Source organism: Myxococcus stipitatus DSM 14675, from assembly GCF_000331735.1.
GTDB classification, from domain to species: domain Bacteria; phylum Myxococcota; class Myxococcia; order Myxococcales; family Myxococcaceae; genus Myxococcus; species Myxococcus stipitatus.
The window spans coordinates 3539987-3560487 of record NC_020126.1; the positions used below are offsets into that span (position 1 = coordinate 3539987).

At 69.8% G+C, this 20501-nt stretch carries 15 protein-coding genes; 9 read left to right on the top strand and 6 right to left on the bottom strand.

Annotation, left to right across the window (positions count from 1 at the left end; all coding sequences use genetic code 11):
* Positions 1–112 precede the first annotated feature (112 nt).
* From MYSTI_RS13760 to MYSTI_RS13770, 3 genes are read left to right on the top strand one after another with little or no spacing between them, the layout of a single operon-like run.
* Positions 113–2110 (top strand): serine/threonine protein kinase, encoded by a 1998-nt coding sequence (locus MYSTI_RS13760; protein ID WP_015348366.1) that lies wholly within the window; start codon positions 113–115, stop codon positions 2108–2110.
* Positions 2111–2113: 3 nt separating this feature from the next.
* On the top strand, positions 2114–3052 hold the full coding sequence (locus MYSTI_RS13765; RefSeq protein ID WP_015348367.1) for a DUF2381 family protein: 939 nt from the start codon (positions 2114–2116) through the stop codon (positions 3050–3052).
* 36 nt (positions 3053–3088) lie between these two features.
* Positions 3089–3871, top strand: a complete 783-nt coding sequence (locus tag MYSTI_RS13770) for a DNA-methyltransferase (RefSeq protein ID WP_015348368.1) — start codon at positions 3089–3091, stop codon at positions 3869–3871.
* On the opposite strand, the gene MYSTI_RS13775 is transcribed toward MYSTI_RS13770, so the two are convergent.
* Positions 3850–4488, bottom strand: a complete 639-nt coding sequence (locus MYSTI_RS13775; protein WP_015348369.1) for a hypothetical protein — start codon at positions 4486–4488, stop codon at positions 3850–3852. The genes MYSTI_RS13770 and MYSTI_RS13775 overlap by 22 nt on opposite strands.
* Positions 4489–4592: 104 nt before the next feature.
* Here MYSTI_RS13775 and MYSTI_RS13780 point away from each other — a divergent pair, with 104 nt between their 5' ends.
* The 3 genes from MYSTI_RS13780 to MYSTI_RS13790 all read left to right on the top strand — a co-directional run bounded on the left by MYSTI_RS13780 (position 4593) and on the right by MYSTI_RS13790 (position 8451).
* Positions 4593–5873 (top strand): dicarboxylate/amino acid:cation symporter, encoded by a 1281-nt coding sequence (locus MYSTI_RS13780; RefSeq protein ID WP_015348370.1) that lies wholly within the window; start codon positions 4593–4595, stop codon positions 5871–5873.
* Between the two features lie 63 nt (positions 5874–5936).
* Positions 5937–6422 (top strand): FKBP-type peptidyl-prolyl cis-trans isomerase, encoded by a 486-nt coding sequence (locus MYSTI_RS13785; protein WP_015348371.1) that lies wholly within the window; start codon positions 5937–5939, stop codon positions 6420–6422.
* A gap of 124 nt (positions 6423–6546) precedes the next feature.
* Positions 6547–8451, top strand: coding sequence for an OPT family oligopeptide transporter (locus MYSTI_RS13790; RefSeq protein WP_015348372.1), 1905 nt, complete (start codon positions 6547–6549; stop codon positions 8449–8451).
* Between the two features lie 35 nt (positions 8452–8486).
* Here MYSTI_RS13790 and MYSTI_RS13795 read toward each other — a convergent pair whose 3' ends face one another.
* A complete protein-coding gene (locus tag MYSTI_RS13795) occupies positions 8487–9398 on the bottom strand; it encodes a hypothetical protein (RefSeq protein ID WP_015348373.1) in 912 nt (303 codons plus the stop codon).
* Between the two features lie 287 nt (positions 9399–9685).
* On the opposite strand from MYSTI_RS13795, the gene MYSTI_RS13800 reads away from it, so the two are divergent.
* Positions 9686–12142, top strand: a complete 2457-nt coding sequence (locus tag MYSTI_RS13800; protein ID WP_015348374.1) for an ABC transporter permease — start codon at positions 9686–9688, stop codon at positions 12140–12142.
* Between the two features lie 4 nt (positions 12143–12146).
* On the opposite strand, the gene MYSTI_RS13805 is transcribed toward MYSTI_RS13800, so the two are convergent.
* Together MYSTI_RS13805 and fusA are read right to left on the bottom strand one after the other, a co-directional pair.
* Entirely contained in the window at positions 12147–14081 is a 1935-nt protein-coding gene (locus MYSTI_RS13805; RefSeq protein ID WP_015348375.1) for an ABC-F family ATP-binding cassette domain-containing protein, read from the bottom strand.
* Positions 14082–14168: 87 nt separating this feature from the next.
* The gene (gene fusA, locus MYSTI_RS13810) at positions 14169–16283 is read right to left on the bottom strand and encodes an elongation factor G (RefSeq protein WP_015348376.1); all 2115 of its coding nucleotides are present in this window, start codon (positions 16281–16283) and stop codon (positions 14169–14171) included.
* 215 nt (positions 16284–16498) lie between these two features.
* On the opposite strand from fusA, the gene MYSTI_RS13815 reads away from it, so the two are divergent.
* Positions 16499–16861 carry a nuclear transport factor 2 family protein gene (locus tag MYSTI_RS13815; protein WP_015348377.1) on the top strand — a complete coding sequence of 121 codons (363 nt, stop codon included), beginning with the start codon at positions 16499–16501 and terminating at the stop codon, positions 16859–16861.
* Between the two features lie 51 nt (positions 16862–16912).
* Entirely contained in the window at positions 16913–17224 is a 312-nt protein-coding gene (locus MYSTI_RS45525; protein ID WP_044279797.1) for an encapsulin nanocompartment cargo ferric reductase EncD, read from the top strand.
* A 9-nt stretch (positions 17225–17233) separates the two neighbouring features.
* Here MYSTI_RS45525 and sthA read toward each other — a convergent pair whose 3' ends face one another.
* Entirely contained in the window at positions 17234–18640 is a 1407-nt protein-coding gene (gene sthA, locus MYSTI_RS13825) for a Si-specific NAD(P)(+) transhydrogenase (RefSeq protein ID WP_015348379.1), read from the bottom strand.
* Positions 18641–18676: 36 nt separating this feature from the next.
* Entirely contained in the window at positions 18677–20479 is a 1803-nt protein-coding gene (locus MYSTI_RS40740; protein WP_015348380.1) for a prolyl oligopeptidase family serine peptidase, read from the bottom strand.
* Between the last annotated feature and the right edge of the window lie 22 nt (positions 20480–20501).

Sequence of the window (20501 nt, forward strand, 5' to 3'; positions counted from 1 at the left end):
TGCCCTTGTCCAGCCCCGTTCCCTGGGTGGTCACCAAGCCTGAAGCGCAGCGCATGCCCCGGTGCGGGGGAGGGCGAGGGCACGCCGTGCCGCGGGAGGTGGCGTCGCCGTGATGCCCGCGCCGTTCCATCCGGACCAGCTTGCCCCCGGGAGCGTGGTGGGGCCGTGGCGCGTGGTGGCCTCGTTGGGGGCGGGCGGCTTCGGCCGCGTCTTCAAGGTGGAGCGGGGAGGGCGCTTCTTCACGATGAAGATGGCGCTGCGCCCCGCGGGCCCCCAGGCCTCCGAGGAGGAGGACGTCAACGGTCGGCTGTCGCACGAGGTCGCCGCGCTGCTGGCGTGTGCCCCGCACCCGAACCTGCCCCGGATCCAGGCGGTGGACCGGTGGCCGGACCCGCCCGAGGGCTACCTCTACTTCGTCACCGACTACATCGACGGGGAGACCTTCCACGAGTGGCGCTGGCGGGTGAAGCCGTCCGCGGCGCACCTCTTGTCGGTGTTCACGGAGGTGGTGCGCGCGGTGTCGGACCTGCATCGGCGCGGGCTGCACCACCGCGACGTGAAGGGCGACAACCTGCTCATCCGCCGCGACGACGAGCGGCCCTTCCTCATCGACCTGGGCACGGTGCGGATGCCGGGGGCCACGACGCTGACGGTGGGCGTGGCGCCGGCCTCGCCGCACCTGCTGCCGCCCGAGTGCGTGGCGTTCCTTCGCGAGGGTCAGTGGGAGCAGGGCGCCCGGTTCGACGCGGGCATCCCCGGGGACCTCTACGCGCTGGGCGCGCTCCTGTACGAGTCGCTCACGGATGGCTACGCCTTCGACCCCCGGCTCCCGTATGACCGGCTGCTGCCGGCCATCGAGACGGTGACGCCGCGCGCGCCCCAGGCCGTCAACCCCAAGGTCCCGCCCGCGCTGGGAGACATCGCGCTGCGGCTGCTCGCGAAGCGCCCCGAGGAGCGCTACGCCGGCACCGAGGCGCTGCTCCAGGCGCTGTGGGAGGTGGCCAAGGAGAAGCGGCAGCCGGCCTGGAAGGTGTCGCTGGACAGGCCCCCGGACCCCGAATCCCCGCGCGACGTGGACGCGGACACGCCTCGGCTGCGCATCGTCCCCGAGCTCGTCCGTTCGATCGAACACGGGCCCTCCGCGGACGAGGTGTCCGAGGACTCCGCGCCACCGCCCGGGGGCCTCGAGGTGGCCGCTGTCATCCCTCCGGGCGAAGCCTCGCCTGTCGCCGCGCAGGCGCATGTGCCCGAAGTCGCCCCTCCGCTTTCGCGCGAGCCTCGGGCGGCGCCCGCGCGAAGGCCCCGAGGCCGGGTGCTGGGCGTCGCGGCGACTGTTCTCTTCATTGTTGGTGCCGTGGCGCTGGGCCTCGCCCGCCGCGAGCAGCCCCCCCACCCCATGCAGGAGGTTGGTACCCCCTCGCCTCTTGCCGAGAAAGGAAGTCCCGTCGTGACGAGCCGTTCTTCCCCCCCCGCGAACACACCCCTCTCCGATTCGAAACCCACGCCTCCTCGGTCCATGGCGTCCCCGCCCGAGCGGGTCGTCGCGCTCACGGAGGCCGCCCCGAAGCCCGCGGCCGAGCCCTCGCCGAAGAAACGGGGGCTGGGCAAGGTCGCGGCGGTGGCGTGCCTGGCCGGGGCGGCCTGCGCGGGTTCCTCATCGAACCTGCGGACGGAACCGCCCGAGAGGAAGGCGTGTCCTCCAGGGGCCATCAACCAGATGGCGAAGCTGGGCTTCCACACCCCGTGGATCCTCTCCGAGGGCGCCTTCTACGTGACTGAGGACGGCGACCTGGAGCCGTCGCTGGTGCCCCCCGAGGGGCCCCTCACCGTCTATCTCCCCATCCGGGGGCTCAAGCACCCCGACACCCTTCAACCCGCGATTCCCCAACACACGAAGTTCCACGGCCAGATCTTCCCGGGGAGGGACCGGGCCTACGCCTGGTTCACGGAGATGGAGTTCCCCGATGGGTCGCGCTACCCCGTCTGCGTCGACCTCACCTGGGAGGGCCGGTCCGAACTGGGGCAGCCGTACCACCCATCAAGCACTTCCGAACGGAAGCTGTGGGGGCCCAGAGTGATCCTCTCCACGACCCAATTCCTAGGAAGGTAGTAATTGCCCGCCGCGACCTCTGTTTGGGTGTTCATCTGGGGAGTGATGCTGTCGCTGGGGGCGAAGGCCTCCGGGCTCGAGCCTTCAGGCTCCCTGGCTCCGGTTCGCCGAATCGAGTTCAGCGCGGATGCTCGCGCGCCGCTTCCGGAGGTCCACATCACTCCGGGCCGCTCCACGACGTTCTTCTTCGACGCGCGGATCCGCCCGGATGAGGTGGTCCTGGAGGGCCGCGAGCGGTTCGAGCGGCTGGGGCTCGCCGAGGACCACGTGGCGCTCATCCCCTCGAGCCTGTTCCGGGAAGGGGAGCGGCTGCTCCTGGAGTTGCGCTTCCGCGATGGCGCGGCGCCCGAACGCGCGGCGTTCATGCTGGTGGTGGACGCCGCGCGCGGCGAGCCGCAGGTCGAGGTCTTTCGCTCGGTGCGCCCGGTGGAGTCCTACCGCCAGGAGGTCCAGGAACTGAAGGAGCGTCTGGCGCGGCTCCAGGCGGAGCTGACGCATCCTCGCTCCGAAGGGCCCTCTTCCTGGCACATCGAGGCCGCCGTGGCGGAGATGGAGGGCAGTGACTCCATGCGGTTCTACGTGCTCTCTCGCAGCCAGACGGTGGTGCATCCGGACCTCTCGGTGGCACAGGTCGCACACGCCCAGGCCAAGGGGCTGTGGACGGCGCTGCGCCTGGATGTCCGAGCGCGGAAGGGAAGCGAGACGTGGAACGCGGTGGGGGCCTCGCTGACGGACGAAGAGGGGCGTGTCCTCGAGGTGCCGGCGCCCTGGCAGTCGACGCCGCTGATAGGCGGGGGGGCCGCGATGCTGGTCATCATGGTGTCAGGCGCCGTCCCGTTGGACGCGCGGCGGTACGTCCTCAAGCTGTGGGACGCGGCGGGGCGGACGGCCACGGTCGAGGGGCTTACGTTCAAGCCCTCCGCGGAGCAGGAGAGGCCTTGAGCCTCGCGGCCCTCCGTGTAGGGTGGCGGCCGGACGATGACCTCCGCCCCCTCTCCCGACGCCCTCCGCTGCATCCGCGCCGACTCCCGTGAGCCGCAGGGCTACCGCGCCGCCCTGGGCGAGCGCCGCGCCTCGCTGCTCCTGACGGACCCGCCCTATTGCCTGCTCACCCGGCGGCGCAAGGGCGGGGACCTGAGAGATCCGCGCGCCCACAAGAAGATCGACCAGAACCCCATCGTCCGCTTCGAGACGGTGCGCGACTACCGCGTCTTCTCCGAGGCGTGGATGTCGCGCGCGCTGGCGCACCTGACGCCCGACGCGCCCCTCATCATCTGGACGAACCTCCTGGGCAAGGAGCCCATCATCAGCGCGGCGAAGGGGCTGGGCTACACGCACCTGCGCGGCGAGTTCACCTGGGGCAAGCGCACCACCGACAAGAACGCGAACGAGCAGACGTTGCGCGTCTACGAGGTCGCCCTCGTCATCGCCCGCACGCCCGAGCCCGTGTTGTCACCCGGAGACCTGCCCACGGTGTGGGCCGTCGTCGGGGGCTATGACGACGATGGCGAGGCCACGCGCTGGGGCGGCCATCCGCACCACAAGCCCTTCTCCGTCGTGGAGCCCCTGGTGCGCACGTACAGCCGCCCTGGCGAGACGGTGCTGGACCCGTTCGCGGGAAGCGGCTCGCTGCCCTCGGCCGCGCTGCGCCTGGGCCGCCATCCCGCGTGTCTGGAGATAGAGCCCGAGTGGGCGGAGCGCGTCACGCACCGCCTGCGCGAGACGGCCGCCGCGCTCGCTCAGCCCCCGAGCGCCCGGTAGATTCGCGTCTCCGACCAGCGCGGCACGTCGGTGGGCCGCTGCGTCCACCAGTTCATGATGAGGGTGCGCCGCAGCCGCGAGCGCCCCGGCAGCTTCCTGTCGGGAACCTGGTTGCGCGCGTCGAGCACGCCATGGGTGAGCGAGCCCTCGAACACCACGAGCCGGTTGGGGCGTGGTGTCACCAGGTCCGCGGTGTCCAGGCGTGAAGGCGCGAGCGACGGGTTGCCCTCGTCGGGCAGCTCCCGCGTCACCACGAAGGCCCCGCCGCGCACGCGGTTGAGGAACAGCACGGAGCCGATGCGCGGGTGCACGAGCTTCCCGGTGCGCCGCGCGAGCTTCTCATCGCGGTCCTGGTGGAAGTCCACGCGCACGTCCGTCGGGTACATGCGCGACAGCCACCACTCCACGCCCGCGATGCGGCGCTTGCCGGCGATGGCGGGGCGCAGCGTGGTGATGATGTCCTCCACCACGTTGGCCGGCGGGCCGAAGTCGTACCAGAACGTCGTCTGGTAGGTGTCCTTCAGCCGCTCCCGGCCCAGGACCCCCAGTCGCCGCAGCAGGCGGCGGAAGAGGGGAGGGGGCACGGCGCCTTCGGTGAGCTGGACCAGGGTTTCCACGCGGGCCCCAGCTTTGTCTCATGCGAAGGGTGGGCGCCACCCTCCTTTGCAAGTAGGCTGCGCGCCCCATTGCCCTCCCGCCGGGAGGATGCGGAGACCGCTCGATGAAGGCGCACCACAAGATGCTCATCGGCATCCTCACCGGCACGGTGGCGGGACTCACCGCCAATGCCCTGGCAGGCAAGTCCGCGTGGCTGGATTGGACCGTGTCCAACGTGGCCTCGCCGGTGGGACAGATCTTCATCCGCCTCCTGCTCATGCTCGTGGTGCCGCTGCTCTTCGCGGCGCTCGTCATGGGCGTGGCGGACCTGGACCTGAAGCAGGTGGGACGGCTGGGGGCTCGCACCCTCGGGTACACCATCGTCTTCTCCACCATCTCCGTGCTGCTGGGCCTGGTGCTGGTGAACATCATCCAGCCGGGCGCGAACCTGAGCGACGAGGCCCGCGCGCTGGCCCAGCAAGGCACCCAGGTGAAGGCCGCGCCTCCGCCCTCGGAGACGTCCTTCGGCGCGGTGCTCATGTCCATGGTGCCCACCAACCCGATGAAGGCCGCGGCCGACGGGGACATGATTGGCATCATCGTCTTCTCGCTCATCTTCGGCCTGGGCGTGGCGCTCACCCCCACGGACTCCGCGAAGCACCTGCGCGACACCATCCAGGGCCTCTACGACGTGATGATGAAGCTCATCGACGGCGTGCTGAAGCTCGCGCCGTACGGGGTCGCGGCGCTCCTGTTCGCGATGACGGCGAAGCTGGGGCTGAGCATCCTGGGGCAACTCGCCGCCTACGTGGGCACGGTGCTCCTGGCGCTGGGCCTGCACATGTTCGTCGTCTACTCGCTGTCGGTGCGTTTCCTGGGCGGGCGCAACCCCATCGCGTTCTTCCGGGACTGCCGGCTGGCCATCGTCACGGCGTTCTCCACGTCCTCCTCCAGCGCCACGCTGCCTACCGCGCTCAAGGTCGCCGAGGAGAACCTGAAGCTGCCGCCCAACGTGTCGCGGTTCGTGCTCACCGCGGGCTCCGCCATGAACCAGAACGGCACCGCGCTCTTCGAGGGCGTCACGGTGCTCTTCCTCGCCCAGGTGTACGAGGTGCCGCTGAGCCTCCAGCAGCAGGCGCTCATCATGTTCATCTGCATCCTGGCGGGCATCGGCACCGCCGGCGTGCCCGCGGGCTCCATCCCCGTCATCGCGATGATCCTGGGCATGTTCAAGATTCCGGTGGAGGGCCTGGGCCTCATCCTGGGCGTGGACCGCTTCCTGGACATGTGCCGCACCACGCTCAACGTCACCGGAGACCTGGCCGCGGCCGTGTACGTGGCGCGAGGGGAGCCGAACGCCCAGGCGGATGCCGGGCAGCCCGCGGGCTCGCCTCACTCCTCCTGACGCCACTCCCGGCCCATCCTTTCCCCCGAAGTCGTTCCACCGCCGCACCGCCAAGGAGCCCGCATGAGGGTCGCCAAGGATTCGATTGTCTCGCTGGAGTACCGGCTGCACCTGGGAGATGGACAGGTCATCGACCAGAGTGAGCCCGGCCAGCCGCTCGCCTATCTGCACGGGCACCGTCAAATCGTCCCGGGCCTGGAGGGGGCGCTGGAGGGCCTCGCGCAGGGCGACAGCAAGCAGGTGGTGGTGCAGCCCGGGCAGGGCTATGGCGAACATGACCCGGAGGGCGTGCGGGTCGTCCCGCGCGCCATGTTGCCCCCGGGCTTCAATCCCCAGCCCGGCCAGACGCTGATGGCCCAGACGGACCAGGGCGACATTCCCCTGCGCATCCAGGAAGTGCGGGGCGATGAGGTGGTGGTGGACCTCAACCACCCGCTCGCGGGCAAGACGCTGCACTTCGACGTCACCGTGAAGGACGTCCGCGCCGCCACTCCCGAGGAACTCTCCCACGGCCACGTTCACGGGCCGGGTGGGCATCAGCACGGCTGATGCCTGGGTGTGACGCCCCGCGGCGTGCGTGAAGGGACGAGGTGGAGGCGCCTCGTCCCTTTGCTTGCTGGATGGAGTCAAAGCTTCGTTGGATGGGGGGACGTGCACTATCTTTTCGCCCCCCATGAGCCAGTCCTCTCCTCCCTCGACGCCAAGACCCAGCGCGGCCCACGGCGGCCCGCCCCCTGACGCCCACTCCCAAGCGCCCGGGGTTTCGGCGGAGACGGACCCGGAGCGGTACTGGCTCCAGAACGTGTATCAGGGAGGCTCGCGGCAGCTCACCGTGCGCGCTGTCATCGCCGGCATGTTGATTGGCGCGGTGATGTGCCTGTCCAACCTGTACGTCATCCTCAAGACGGGCTGGAGCCTGGGCGTCACCATCACCGCGTGCATCCTCGCCTTCGCGGTGTTCGGCACGCTGCGCTCGCTGCGTGTCTTGAAGAACGACTTCACGGCGCTGGAGAACAACGCCATGGGCTCGGTGGCGTCCGCCGCCGGCTACATGACGGGTGGTGGCAACATGGCCGCCGTCCCCGCGCTGCTCATGCTCACCGGCGCGCTGCCTCCGTCGGGCTGGCTGGTGGTGTGGTTCGCCGTCATCTCCGCGCTGGGTGTCTTCGCGGCCATCCCCATCAAGCGCCAGCTCATCAACATCGAGGCGCTCCCGTTCCCCACCGGCACGGCCACCGCGGAGACCATCCGCGCGCTGCACGGCCACGGTGAGGTGGCGCGCCGCAAGTCGCGGCTGTTGACGGGCGCGGGTGTCATCGGCGCGTTCCTGGTGGTGCTGCGCGACGCGCGCTTCACGTGGCTGACCAACATCCCGGACAAGGTGAGCCTGCCCTTCTCGATGCTGGGCAAGAAGGCCTCCGCGTGGACGCTGTCGCTCGACTTCAGCCTGCTGATGGTGGGCGCCGGCGCGCTGGTGAGCTTCAAGACGGGCTGGTCCATGCTGCTGGGCGCGGTGCTCGCGTATGGCTTCCTGGCGCCGGCCATGGTGGCGCAGGGCGAAATCGCCGAGGTGACGTACAAGGCCATCAACTCGTGGATGGTGTGGACGGGCTCGGCGCTGCTGGTGTCGTCCGGCCTCCTGTCCTTCGCCTTCCAGTGGCGCAGCGTGGCGCGCTCCTTCAAGGCGCTCTCGGGGCTGTTCGGCGGCAAGCGCTCCGGTGAGGAGGAGAAGGACCCGCTGGCGGGCATCGAGTGTCCCCCGTCCTGGTTCCCCCTGGGCTTCGCGGTGCTGGGCCCCGTGGCGGTGTTCCTGATGGCCCACCTGTTCCAGATTCCGTGGTGGGCGGGCGTGCTGGCGCTGCCGCTGGCGGTGGTGATGGGCGTCATCGCCAGCCGCGTCACGGGCGAGACGGACACCACGCCCACCAAGGCGCTGGGCCCCGTCACGCAGCTCATCTTCGGAGGCCTGGCGCCGGGCAACATCCCCGCCAACGTGATGAGCGCCAACGCCACGGGCGGCGTGGGGTTGCACGCGGCGGACCTGCTGACGGACCTGAAGTCCGGCTGGTTGTTGGGTGCCAACCCGCGTCAGCAGTTCATCGCGCAGTTGTTCGGCGTGGTGGCGGGCGCGGCGGTGGTGGTGCCGGTGTTCAACATCCTGATTCCCACGCCGGACGTGCTGGGCTCGGTGGACTTCCCCGCGCCGGCGACGATGGTGTGGGCGGGCGTGTCCAAACTGCTGGCCACCGGCGTGGCCGCGATGCCCGTCTCCGCCCGCTGGGGCGCGACGTGCGGCGCGACGCTGGGCATCACCCTGGTGCTGCTGGAGCGGTGGGCGCCGTCGAAGCTGAAGGCCTTCATTCCTTCCGCGGCGGGCTTCGGGCTGGCCATCGTCATCCCCGCGTCCAGCTCCATCGCCTTCTTCATCGGCGCGGGCATCGCGGAGTTCCTGCGGCGCAAGAAGCCCGTGCTCGCGGAGGCGACGGTGCTGCCGGTCTCGTCGGGCTTCATCGCCGGCGAGAGCTTGTTGGGCATCGGAATCGCCATGCTGAAGGCGTTCGGGATGATGCCCAAGTAGCACGCGAGGCCCGTCCGGGCGCCTCGGCGGTTTCTTCAGTCCACCTTGGACGTGGAGAACGAGGCGCCCGCGATGAAGCGGAACGTGGGCGTGTCCATGCCCGCGCCCACGCCCGGGCCGCCCATCACGTAGAGGTCCAGCCAGGGCAGCGCGTGGCGGCGGATGGCGATGAGCAGCTCCGCGCCCACCCGGCCATCACCCAGCGGAACACCCAGGAGCATGCTCAGCTCTCCGCGCGTCGTCTCACCCGCGCGAGACGTCACCGTGGCGCCCAGCCGCAGCTCGTTGCCAATCATGTCCTGCTTCTCGGAGGACACCGGCGCCAGGTCCCGCTGTTCGCGCAGGAGCACGCCGACCTCGCCGCCCAGCTGCCACGTCTCCCCGAGGTAGCCCAGCTGGAGGCTGGGGTGGAGCGCGTACTTGTCCCGGGCGAGGAGGTCCTCGGTGCCCACGGGGAGGGCGCCGGAGACGTCGAGCGCCAGCTGGAAGCCCAGCTCCTGCCGCACCAGCGCCGCGCGAGCACCCACCCAGGGCGCGCCCAGGCCGCTTCCGTTGGGAGGCGCGAAGCCCATGAGCTCCTTGCCGCCCTGGCTGACGATGAAGGGGACCTCCACGTCCAGCTGCAGCCAGTCGAGCAAGCCGATGGCGGCCGTCACGTCCATCGTGAACTTGTTCTCCACCAGGCCCGTGCCGTCGGAGGGCTCCCAGCGCGTCTGGAACTTGAAGGGGAGCTGCTCGTAGTGGCCCTGGACGGACACGCGCACCATGCCCGCGGGCAGCGTGCGCCCGGTGCCGACCACCAAGGAGCCAAGCGCCGCCGGGTCCAGCTCCAGCCGCTGCAGGTTGAAGCTCGGCAGCCTGGTGGCTTGCGCGGAGGCCGCGGTCGGCAGGGCCAGGGCAAGAGGAAACATCGCGGACAGCAACGCAAGCGCGGGCCGGAACGACACGACGACTCCTTCAGCAAAACAGTCGGGATAAACGCGAACCTGTCGCATGAGGGCAATAGCCACGCAAGTGGCCCCACAACTCGCCCTCCCCAGGCAAGTATCGCCAAGGGATTCAACGTCAGACTTGACGACGCATGTCTCCAGATTCTCCCTGGCTTGCGGTGCTGTCTCTTCCCGTCGCGGGTCCCATTCATGGGAAAGCGTCTCCATTCATGGGAATCGCAACGAGGCTTGTAATCACAGGCAGGCACGGAGCGTAGAGCGCGAACCCCCTGATAGGAGTTTCCGTGGCCGTGCTCCTCGAGGATCTTCGCTACGCCGTCCGGTTGTTGCTCAAGAGCCGGGGCTTCGCCGCCGTCTCCATCCTCACGCTGGCGCTGGCCATCGGCGCGAACACCGCCATCTTCAGCGTCGTGCATGGCGTGTTGCTGCGTCCGCTGCCGTACCCGGAGCCGGAGCAGCTGGTCCAGGTGGTGCGAGTGAGCGAGCAGGGGCGGAGCGCCATCCACTCCATTGGCCAGTACGTGCAGATGACGGCGGAGGGCTCGCCCTTCGCGCAAGTGGCCGCGCACGAGCTGCTCCCGGCGGGCTTCAACCTCGTGGGAGATGGGCTGCCGGAGCGCCTGTCTGGCATCCGGGTGTCGCGCAGCTTCTTCGACACCTTCGGGACGCGGCCCTTGCTGGGGCGCGGCTTCCTCCCGGAAGAGGATGTCGTGGGCGGCCCGCGCGTGGTGGTGCTGAGCCACGGGCTGTGGCTGCGCCGCTTCGGGGGCGCGCCGGACATCATCGGCCGCTCCATTCCCCTCAACGACGAGCCCTACACCGTGGTGGGCGTCGCGGCCGAGTCCTTCCACTATCCCCGCGAGGCGCAGCTGTGGGTGCCCGCGCAGCTGGACCTGACGAACGACGAGGACTCCAACTTCCTCGCCGTCACGGGGCGGCTGCGCCAGGGGCTGTCCGAGGAGGGCTCGAGCGCGTCGCTGCTGTCGCTGGGGCAGCGGCTGCGCGCGGACAAGCCGCAGCTCCTGGACGCGAAGGAGCGCTTCGTCGCCGAGGACTTGAAGACGTACCTGGCGGGAGACCTGCGGCTCGCGCTGTGGGTGCTGCTGGGGGCGGTGGGGCTGGTGCTGCTCATCGCCTGTGTGAACCTGGCCAACCTGCAGCTGGCGAGGTCCGCGTCGCGGCAGCGGGAGCTGGTGGTGCGCGCGGCGTTGGGGGCCGCGCCCCGGCGGCTGGTGTGGCAGTTGCTCACGGAGAGCCTGCTGTTGTCGGTGCTGGGCGGTGGCCTGGGCATCCTGCTGGCGGAGCTGGTGTTGCCCGCGCTCCTGGCCCTGGCGCCCGAGGGGCGGCTGGGAGGAGGCGCGGAGGTGGGGCTCGACGGCGCGGTGCTGGCGTTCTCGGTGGCGGTGTCGCTGCTGACGGGCGTGCTCTTCGGGCTGTTGCCCGCGTGGCAGGCCTCACGGCCGGACCTCCAGGACGCGCTGAGGCAAGGCGCGCAGCGGGCGACGGCGGGGCCGGGCAGCGGGCGGACGCGCACGGTGCTGGTGGTGGGGCAGGTGGCGCTCGCGGTGGTGCTGCTCGTGGGCGCGGGGCTGCTCATCCGAGGCTTCGGCTCGCTGCGAGAGGTGCGCCCGGGGTTCGATGCGAGCGGCGTCCACGTGTTGAAGCTGTCCTTGCCGGACGGGCGTTATGGAGACCCCGCGGCGCTGGAGCGCTTCCACCACCAGGTGGAGGAGCGGGTGCGCGCGCTGCCGGGCGTGAAGGCCGTGGGCTTCACCCCCGCGCTGCCCATGGAGCTGGGCCCGAGCCTGAGCTTCGCCATCGACGGGAAGTACGAGGGCCGCGATGACGGAGCCGGCGTGGGGCATGGCGAGTACCGCGCGGTGTCGCCGGGGTACTTCACGGCGCTGGGGCTGCGGCTCGTGCGCGGCCGGCTGCTCGCGGACACGGACCGGGCGGGGGCTCCGCTCGCGGTGGTCATCAACGAGACGGCGGCGCGCAAGTACTGGCCGGGTGAGGACCCGGTGGGCAAGAGCATCCGCGTGGCGCAAGGGGTGCCCTCGCTGCAAGACACCGAGCCGCGCCTCGTGGTGGGGGTGGTGTCGGACGTGCGCGAGAAGGGGTTGGGCGCGGACGTGCCGTCGGTGTTGTACGTGGCCTCGGGACAGGCGGGCGCGGTGCTCACGGGGATGATGGTGCGCGGTCTCCCGCAGAACCTGATGGTGCGCGCGTCGGGCGGCCATGCGGCGCTCGTGGCGGCGGTGAAGCAGGAGCTGCACGCGGTGGACTCACGGCAGCCGGTGTCCCAGACGCTGATGCTGACGGACTTCGTGGCGGGCACGCTGGGCTCGCAGCGCTTCAACATGGTGCTCTTGGGGTTGATGGCCGCGCTGGCGTTGGTGCTGGCCGCGGTGGGCATCTACGGCGTGCTGTCCTATCTGGTGAGCCAGCGCACGCGGGAGATGGGCGTGCGGCTGGCGCTGGGCGCGACGCGCACGGAGGTGGTGCGCCTGGTGCTGCGTCAGGGCTTGGGCGCGGTGGGCCTGGGCGTGGCCCTGGGCTTCGTGGGCGCGCTGGGGCTGACGCGCCTGGTCTCCGGGTTGGTGCACGGCGTGAGCGCGCTGGACCCATGGGCGTTCGCCGCCGCGCCGCTGCTCTTGCTCGGCGTGGGGTTCGTCGCGACCTGCGTGCCGGCCCTGCGCGCCTCGCGCGTGGACCCCATCATCGCGCTCAAGTACGACTGAGCGCTCAGGCGGTGCCGGCGGCCAGGTCCTGGAGCTCCTGCCAGCGCACGTAGAGGCGGTCCACCTCCGCGATGGTGGCGTCCAGGTCCTTCTGGAGCTCGGCCACCTTGCCGCCGTTGCTGTAGATGGCGGGGTCGGCGAGCTGGGCTTCGAGGCTCGCCTTGCGCGTCTCGGCCGCCTCGATGGTGGCCTCCATGCCATCCAGCTCCCGCTGGTCCTTGTAGGAGAGCTTGCCCGCCTTGCGCGCCTGCTTCGGCGGGGCAGGGGGCTCCTCCTTCTTCGGCGCGGCCTTCGCCGAGGCCGGGGTCGCCGCGGCGGCCTGCGCGTCCGCCTGGTCCTTGAGGCGGCGGTACATCGCGTAGTTGCCCTCGTAGCGCGTGACGCGGCCCTCGCCCTCGAAGGTGAGGATGCTGGTGGCCACCTTGTCGAGGAAGTAGCGGTCGTGCGTGACGAGCAGCGTGCTGCCGCCGAAGTCCAGCAGCAGCCGCTCCAGGACGTTGAGCGTGACGATGTCCAGGTCGTTGGTGGGCTCGTCCAGCACCAGCACGTTGGCGCCCTCCAGGAACAGGCGCGCCAGCAGCAGCCGGTTGCGCTCGCCGCCGGACAGGGCCTTCACCTTCATGCGCTGCATGGGCACGGGGAACAGCAGGTCGTCCAGGTAGTCGCGCAGGGCCACCTTCTGGTCCCCCAGCTCCACCCAGTCCTCGCCCTGCGAGGCCGCGTCGTACACCGTCAGCTCCGGGTCCAGCTGCGCCCGGTTCTGGTCGTAGTATGCCACCTTCGTGTTCTTCCCGATGACGAGCTTGCCGCCGTCCGGAGGCAGCTCCCCCAGCAGCACGCGCAGGAAGGTCGTCTTGCCCACGCCGTTGGGGCCCACCAGGCCCACGCGCTCGCCGCGCTGGAGCCGGAAGTCCACCTTGCTGAGCACCTTGCGGTCGCCGAAGGACTTCTCCAGTCCCTCCGACTCGATGACGGTGTGGCCCAGGCGGGGCGCGGCCATCACCCGGAGGTCCGCGACCTTGGGCCGCTGGAAGCCCTTCTCCGCCATCAGCTTCTGCGCCCGCTCGATGCGCGCCTTGCTCTTGGTGCGCCGCGCCTCGGGGCCTCGGCGCAGCCACGCCACTTCCTGCGCAATCCACCGCTCGCGCTTGTGCTGCGCGACTTCGGCGTTCTCCTGCGCCACCATCTTCTGCTCGACGTAGGCCTGGTAGTTGCCCGGATAGGACGTGACGCCCTCGCCCGGGTTGATTTCGACGATGCGGTCCACCAGCCCGTCCAGGAAGTAGCGGTCGTGCGTGACGAGCAGCAGCGCGCCGGGCAGCTTGTCCAGCTCCTCTTCCAGCCAGTCCACGGTGTCCGCGTCCAGGTGGTTGGTGGGCTCGTCCAGCAGCAGCAGGTCCGGCCGCGTGAGCAGCGCGCGGGCAATGGCCACGCGCTTGCGCAGGCCCCCGGAGAGCTGCGCCACGGGGCGGTCCCAGTCCTTCACGCCCAACCGGTCCAGCAGCGTCTTGGCGTGGTGCTCGGTGTCCCAGCCGCCCATCTGCTCGATGCGGTCCGACAGCGTGGCCAGCTGCTCCATCAGCTTCTCTTGCGCGGCGCCGGCGGGCGTGGACTCCAGCCGCTTCGCCAGGTCCGCCTGGGCGGCCAGCGCCTCGCGCAGCGGCCCCTGCGCCACGGACAGCTCCGAGGCCACCGTGGCGCCCTCGGCGAACACCGGCTCCTGCGGCAGGTACGTGACGCGGGCCTGCCGGCGCAGCTGGAGCTCCCCCGTGTCCGCGCGGGCCGCGCCGGCGAGAATCTTCATCAGGGACGACTTGCCGGAGCCGTTGACGCCCACCAGGCCCACGCGCTCGCCCTCTTCGATCGTGAAGGTGAGGCCCTGGAAGACAGTGCGGCTGCCGAAGCTGAGCTGGACGTTGGCGGCGCGAAGCAGCGTCACGGTGTCTTTGACTCCTGGAAAGGCGAAAGGCGCCCCTCACTCAAGAGGGACGCCTTCCTTACAGCCTGGACGTCGAGATGGCGCGGACTACTTGCGCGCCGCCTGCTCCGCCGCCTGCTTCTCCTTGTACGCGGCCATCAGGGCCTCGGACTCGTTGCGCGGCACCGGCGTGTACTTGGCGAACTCCATCGTGAACTCGCCCTTGCCCTGCGTCGCGGAGCGAAGGTCCGTGGAGTAGCCGAACATCGTGTTCAGCGGAACCTCGGCCACCGCCGTCACGTAGCCCTCGGCGGTCTCCGTGGAGAGGATGGTGCCGCGGCGCTGGTTGAGCTGGCCGACGACGGAGCCCTGGAAGTCTTCGGGCGCCGTGACTTCCACCTTCATCATCGGCTCGAGGATGATGGGCTTCGCGGCGGCGTAGCCCTCACGGAAGCCCATGATGGACGCCGTCTTGAACGCCATTTCGGACGAGTCGACCGCGTGGAACGCGCCGTCGTTGATGACGACGCGGACACCGACGACGGGGAAGCCGATGAGGCTGCCCTTCTTGACGGCCTCGGCGAAGCCCTTGTCGCACGCGGGGATGAACTCGCGCGGAATCGAGCCACCGACGATGTCGTCCACGAACTCGTACTGCTGCACGGCGTCCGAGGGCAGCGGCTCGATGTAGCCGCACACGCGCGCGAACTGACCGGAACCGCCGGTCTGCTTCTTGTGCGTGTAGAAGAACTCGCCCTTCTGGCTGATGGTCTCGCGGTACGCCACCTGGGGCTTACCCGCCTTGACCTCGCACTGGTACTCGCGCTTCATGCGCTCGATGTAGATCTCCAGGTGCAGCTCACCCATGCCGCGGATGATGGTCTGCCCGGACTCTTCATCGCGGTGCACGCGGAAGGTGGGGTCTTCCTTCGTGAAGCGGTTGAGCGCCTTGGAGAAGTTCTGCAGCGCCGAGCGGTCCTTGGGCTCCACGGCGAGCGAAATCACCGCGTCCGGGACGTGCATGGACGTCATCGTGTAGCTCACCGAACCATCGGTGAACGTGTCGCCGGAGGCGCACTCGATGCCGAACAGCGCGACGATGTCGCCGGCCGTCGCGTCGTTGATGTCGTCCATCTTGTTGGAGTTCATCCGGACGATGCGCGGAACCTTGACCTTCTTCTGGTTCACCTGGTTGACGATGAAGTCACCCTTGGACACGCGGCCCTGGTAGATGCGCATGTACGTCAGCTGCCCGTAGCGACCATCTTCCAGCTTGAACGCCAGACCGACGAAGGGCTTCTCCGGGTCCGACTCGAGGATGACCTTCGCCTCGTTGTTCTTCTGGTCCAGCGCCTCGTTGGTCGCCTCCTTGGGGTTCGGGAGGTAGCCACAGACGGCGTTCAGGAGCAGCTGCACGCCCTTGTTCTTGTAGGCGGAGCCGCACATGACCGGCGTCATCTTCAGGCCGATGGTGGCCCGGCGGATGGCGGCGATGATGGCGTCGTTCGGGATGACACCGTCGGACAGGAACAGCTCGCCGAGCTGGTCGTCGACCTCGGCCACGCCCTCGATCATCTGCTGACGGCGGACCTTGGCCTCGTCCAGCAGCTCGGCGGGGATCTCCTCCTCGCGGATCTTCTCGCCGTTCTCACCGTCGAAGTAGAACGCCTTCATCTGGATGAGGTCGACCAGGCCCTTGAAGCGGTCCTCGGCGCCGATGGGCAGCTGCAGCTTGACGGGGTGGTGCGCCAGCTTCTCCTTCAGCTGCGCGGCCACGCGGTCATAGTTCGCGCCAGCGCGGTCCATCTTGTTGACGAACGCGATGCGCGGAACGCGGTAGCGCTTCATCTGCCGGTCCACCGTGATGGACTGGGACTGGACGCCGGACACCGAGCAGAGCACCAGGATGGCGCCGTCGAGAACGCGCAGGGAGCGCTCCACCTCGATGGTGAAGTCCACGTGTCCCGGCGTGTCGATGAGGTTGATGTTGAAGTCGCCCCACATCGCATACGTCGCGGCGGACTGGATGGTGATGCCCTTCTCACGCTCCAGGTCCATCGAGTCCATGACCGCGCCCACGCCGTCCTTGCCGCGGACCTCGTGGATCTCATGGATCTTGCCCGTATAGAACAGGATGCGCTCGGAGAGCGTCGTCTTGCCCGAGTCGATGTGGGCGGAGATACCGATGTTTCGAATCTTCTCGATGGGTGCGTTGGCGGCCACGATCCGGTCCTTCTTTTCTATGAAAGTGCCTGACGGAACAGAGCAGGCGGGGCCCTTACTTCCCACGGGACTTGGTTTCCAGCCAAATCCGCATGAGGGTGGAGTCCAATACTCCTACCTTTGATTACAGTCCGGGCTCCTGCAAATATAAACCAAGACCCGAGCGCTCGCAGTCGAGCGGCTCGAGGCTGATTTCTTCAAGAGGTGCATGAACCATGAGTGCGAGCGAAAACTTCTCCGTGGCCCGAGCCTGGCTGCACGCCTTCAACGCCCACGACGTGGAGGCGCTGGTGGCCCTCTACGCCGAGGACTGCACCCACACCTCGCCCAAGATCCGGGTGCTGCACCCGGAGACGGGCGGCAAGCTGGTGGGCCGCCAGGCCCTGGGGACGTGGTGGAGGGAGGCCATCGCCCGGCTGCCTGGCCTTCGCTACGAGGAGACGGCGCTGACGGCGGACGGGGAGCGCGTCTTCATGGAGTACCTGCGCCACGCGCCGGGCGAGGCGCCCATGCCGGTGGCGGAGGTGCTGGAGGTGCGCGGGGGCAGGATTGTCGCCTCGCGCGTGTACCACGGTTGAGGGGGCTTCCCGCCCGGGGAATGGGCTAGGGTGGCGGCGCGGCAGAGGAGGATGGACGTGGCGACGAACCCCAGCACCTTCGACAAGGACTTCGGCTACCTGATGCCCTTCCTGGACAAGGTGGCCGCCGCCGCGGCCAGCTTGGAGGATGCCTCCGCCCGCGAGGAGCTCATCCGGCTGATGGCGGAGGAGAAGGGCCGCTGGGCCCGCGCCCAGGAGCTGCTGCGAGGCGCCTCGGGGGCTTCGGTCCAAGGCCCCCAGGCTCCGCCGGAGCCGCGCGTGGATCAGACTCCGAGCGCCCGCGCGGGCCTCACGGTGGGCAGCCTGCGCGGGGTGGCGCCGGTGAAGTCCCGGCGCCGCTGAAGGCGGACCTCAGACAGTGCCGTGCTTGAGGTGGTCCATCGCGTCGAAGGTGGCCGCCTTGTACGCCTCTGTGAGCGTCGGGTAGTTGAAGCAGGTCTCCAGGAAGAGCCGCGCGGTGGAGCCGGTGAGCATGGCGACCAGGCCCACGTGGACGAGCTCCGAGGCCTGCTCTCCCAGGACGTGGACGCCCAGCAGCTTGAGGCTCTCCCGGTGGAAGAGCAGCTTCAGCATCCCGCACATCTCCCCGATGATCTGCCCGCGGGGGTTGGTGGAGAAGGGGGCGCGCCCGGCCACGTACGGGATGCCCTTGGCGCGCAGGCCTTCCTCCGTCTCCCCGGCCATGGAGACCTCGGGGATGGTGTAGATGCCGTAGGGGAGAATCGTGGGCATGCGGGTGGGGCCGCCCAGTCCGAACGCGTGCTCCACCGCGATGCGCGCCTGGTCCATGGACGTGGAGGCCAGCGCGGGAAAGCCGATGACGTCGCCCACCGCGTAGATGTGGGGCACGGACGTCTGGTAGCCCGGGCCCACCTCCACCTGGCCTCGTGAGCCCAGCTTCACGCCCAGCTCGCAGAGCCCCAGGCCCTCCGTGTTCGCGCTGCGCCCGGAGGCCACCAGCACCTGGTCCGTGGCGACCTCCTCGCCCGAGGACAGCGTCAGGTGGATGGGCGTCTCGCACGCGGCCGGCACCTCCACCTTCTCCACCGACTGGCCGAAGCGCATGCGGATGCCCAGGGCCTCCATGCGCTGGGCGAGCAGCGCGGAGAACTCGTCGTCGAGGAAGGGCAGCAGCTCCGGGCGCAGCTCGACCAGCGTCACCGGGATTCCGAGCGCGGCGAACATGCACGCGTACTCACAGCCGATGACGCCACCGCCCACGACGACGAGCGAGGTGGGCAGCCGGCCAATCTCCAGCACCTCGTCCGAGTCGTGAACGCGCGGGTCGTCGAAGGGGTAGATGGGCGGGCGGAAGGGCGTGGAGCCGGTGGCCACCAGGATGAAGGCGCCCTTCAGGTGCAGGTCGGGCTGGCCCTGGCGCGTCACCCGCACGGTGTGCTCGTCCACCAGCGAGCCCGTGCCCAGCACCACCTGGACGCCGTGGCGCTCCAGGTTGCCCGCGATGCGCGCGCGCTCCATGTCCTTCACCCGCCGCTCGCGGAAGAGGAAGTCGGAGACGGTGGCCTCGTGGCGCAGCGTCGTCTCCACGCTGTAGAGGCCGCGGGCCTTGAGGCCGGAGAGGTGCAGCGACGTCTCCCGCAGCGTCTTGGAGGGCAGGGTGCCCGTGTTCGCCGCCGTGCCGCCCAGCACGGGCTCGCGCTCCACCACCGCGACGCGCTTGCCCGCGAGGGCCGCCTGCACCGCCCCCCACTCACCGGCCGGGCCGGAGCCAATCACCACCAGGTCGAAGTCCACCATGGGGGGAAGGTACGCGAGGCCCCTCCGCCTTTGAAGTCATGGCTGCAGATGTTCCATGAAGAAGAGCGCCGTCTTCCTCATGACCTCGCGTGAGCTCTCCACGTCATCGACCAGCTCGAACGAGTGGTGTCCCTCGGGAAGCTCTTCCAGCGTGAGGGGGACGCCCTTGCCTCGGGCCTGCTTCACGAAGTCGTCGAGGAGGGCGTTGAGCCCGGGGGCGTCCCGGCCCGCGCGCACCACGAAGAGGGGCGGCGACTTGGGGCCATTCATGACCTTCAGCCCCTCGATGGGGAGGCTGCTCGTGGGGACTCCCTCGGCTCCGAGCAGGGGGTACCACGCCACCGCGCAGCGCAACCAGGCGGGAGGCGCCTTTCGCAGTGCGGGCGCCAGGCCCCAGAGTCCGCCCGCGGACATGGCCATCACGCAGATGTGGTCCCCGTCGAGCTTCTCCGTGGTGGCCTGCTTGCGCACGAAGGCCAGCGCCGCGTCCATCCGCTTCTGGAGCTCGGGGGCACCGGTGAACCACTTCCCTCGCTCGGCGCCGGTGGCCGGAGAGCCCAGCTCCACCAGGGCCACCGCGAAGCCTTGGGAGGCGAGCCACCGGGCCTGTCCGGTGAAGGCGGGCAGGTCCCTCACGAAGGGCACCAGGTCCGGGTGCATCATGCCGTGCGCGAGAACCACCACGGGCACCGGGCCCAGGAACGTGTTCACGGGCAGGTAGATATCCAGCTTGTAGTCGCGTCCGCCCGAGCGGGAGTACGTGAGGCCTCGACGGACCTGGAGCTCCTCCATCCCGGGGATGGTGAGGACCGGGCGCGTCTTGGCCCACTCGGGGAGCGGCGTGCTCGCAAGCCCGGGAAGGTTCGGCGCGGAGATCATGGGCGGACCCACGGCATGCACCTCCGCGAAGCCCAGGTGGGTGCGCAGCCACTGGGCCCTGTCTCGGCGGGCGGCCTCACTCAGCTCGTGCCCCCCTTCGTAGAACTTGGCGAGCTTGGGCTGGGTGGCCGCGTCGATGAACGCGGTGACCTGCGCGGCGGTGACCCACGGGTCCGAGCGGCCGTATTGGAAGAAGAGCGCTCGCGGCGCCGCGTCGCTGACGCCGACCACTCCGTCCAAGGCAGCCAGCTTCCGGGCGTGCGCGGCGAAGTCTTCGGAGGAGAGCTGGCCCTCGAGCTGCTTCCGCGTCTCGGTCTCCACCTCGAGGACGCTCCGGGAGTAGTCGCCCACGCCGTTCATCAGGACGAACGCGCGCAGCCGAGGCTCGACGCCCGCCAGGGCCCCGCCCACCATGGCCCCCACGCTGTGGCCGACGTAGCCCAGGCGCTGGGCGTCGACCTCGGGCCGGGACGCGAGCAGGTCCACGCCGCGCCGCAGCTCCACCATCATCTTCACGAGGGTGTCGGGCAGGGCCGTGCCCTGGAGTGAGGCGCGCCAGGGCTCCGGGCGCACGTGCGGCGCATCCACGAGCAGGGACACCACACCCGAGCGCGCCAAGGTGAGTGCCTCGTCGAGGAACTCGTTCTTCGTTCCCTGTCCCCAGTGTTGAAATGCGACGCCAGCGAAGGGGCCTGTGCCCGGCGGCACGACGAGGGAGGCCGGGACACGCCCACCCTTCGGGCTGGCATAGGTCAGCTCCGTCACGGTGATGTCGCCGCGCCGTTGGCTGCGAACGACCTGCACGTCCAGTGGCGCTTTCGCGTCGTACTCCGTGATGCGCCGGAGCTCCGTGCGCAGCGTGGGCAGGTCGGGTCGGCCTTCCGTCGCGGAGGCCGGGAGTGCGCAGAGCACGGCCATCAGGGAAAGGAGCCAGGGGGCGGGGCGAAGGGGCCGGGTCATGGTGTGCCTCGGTTCTCGGTGC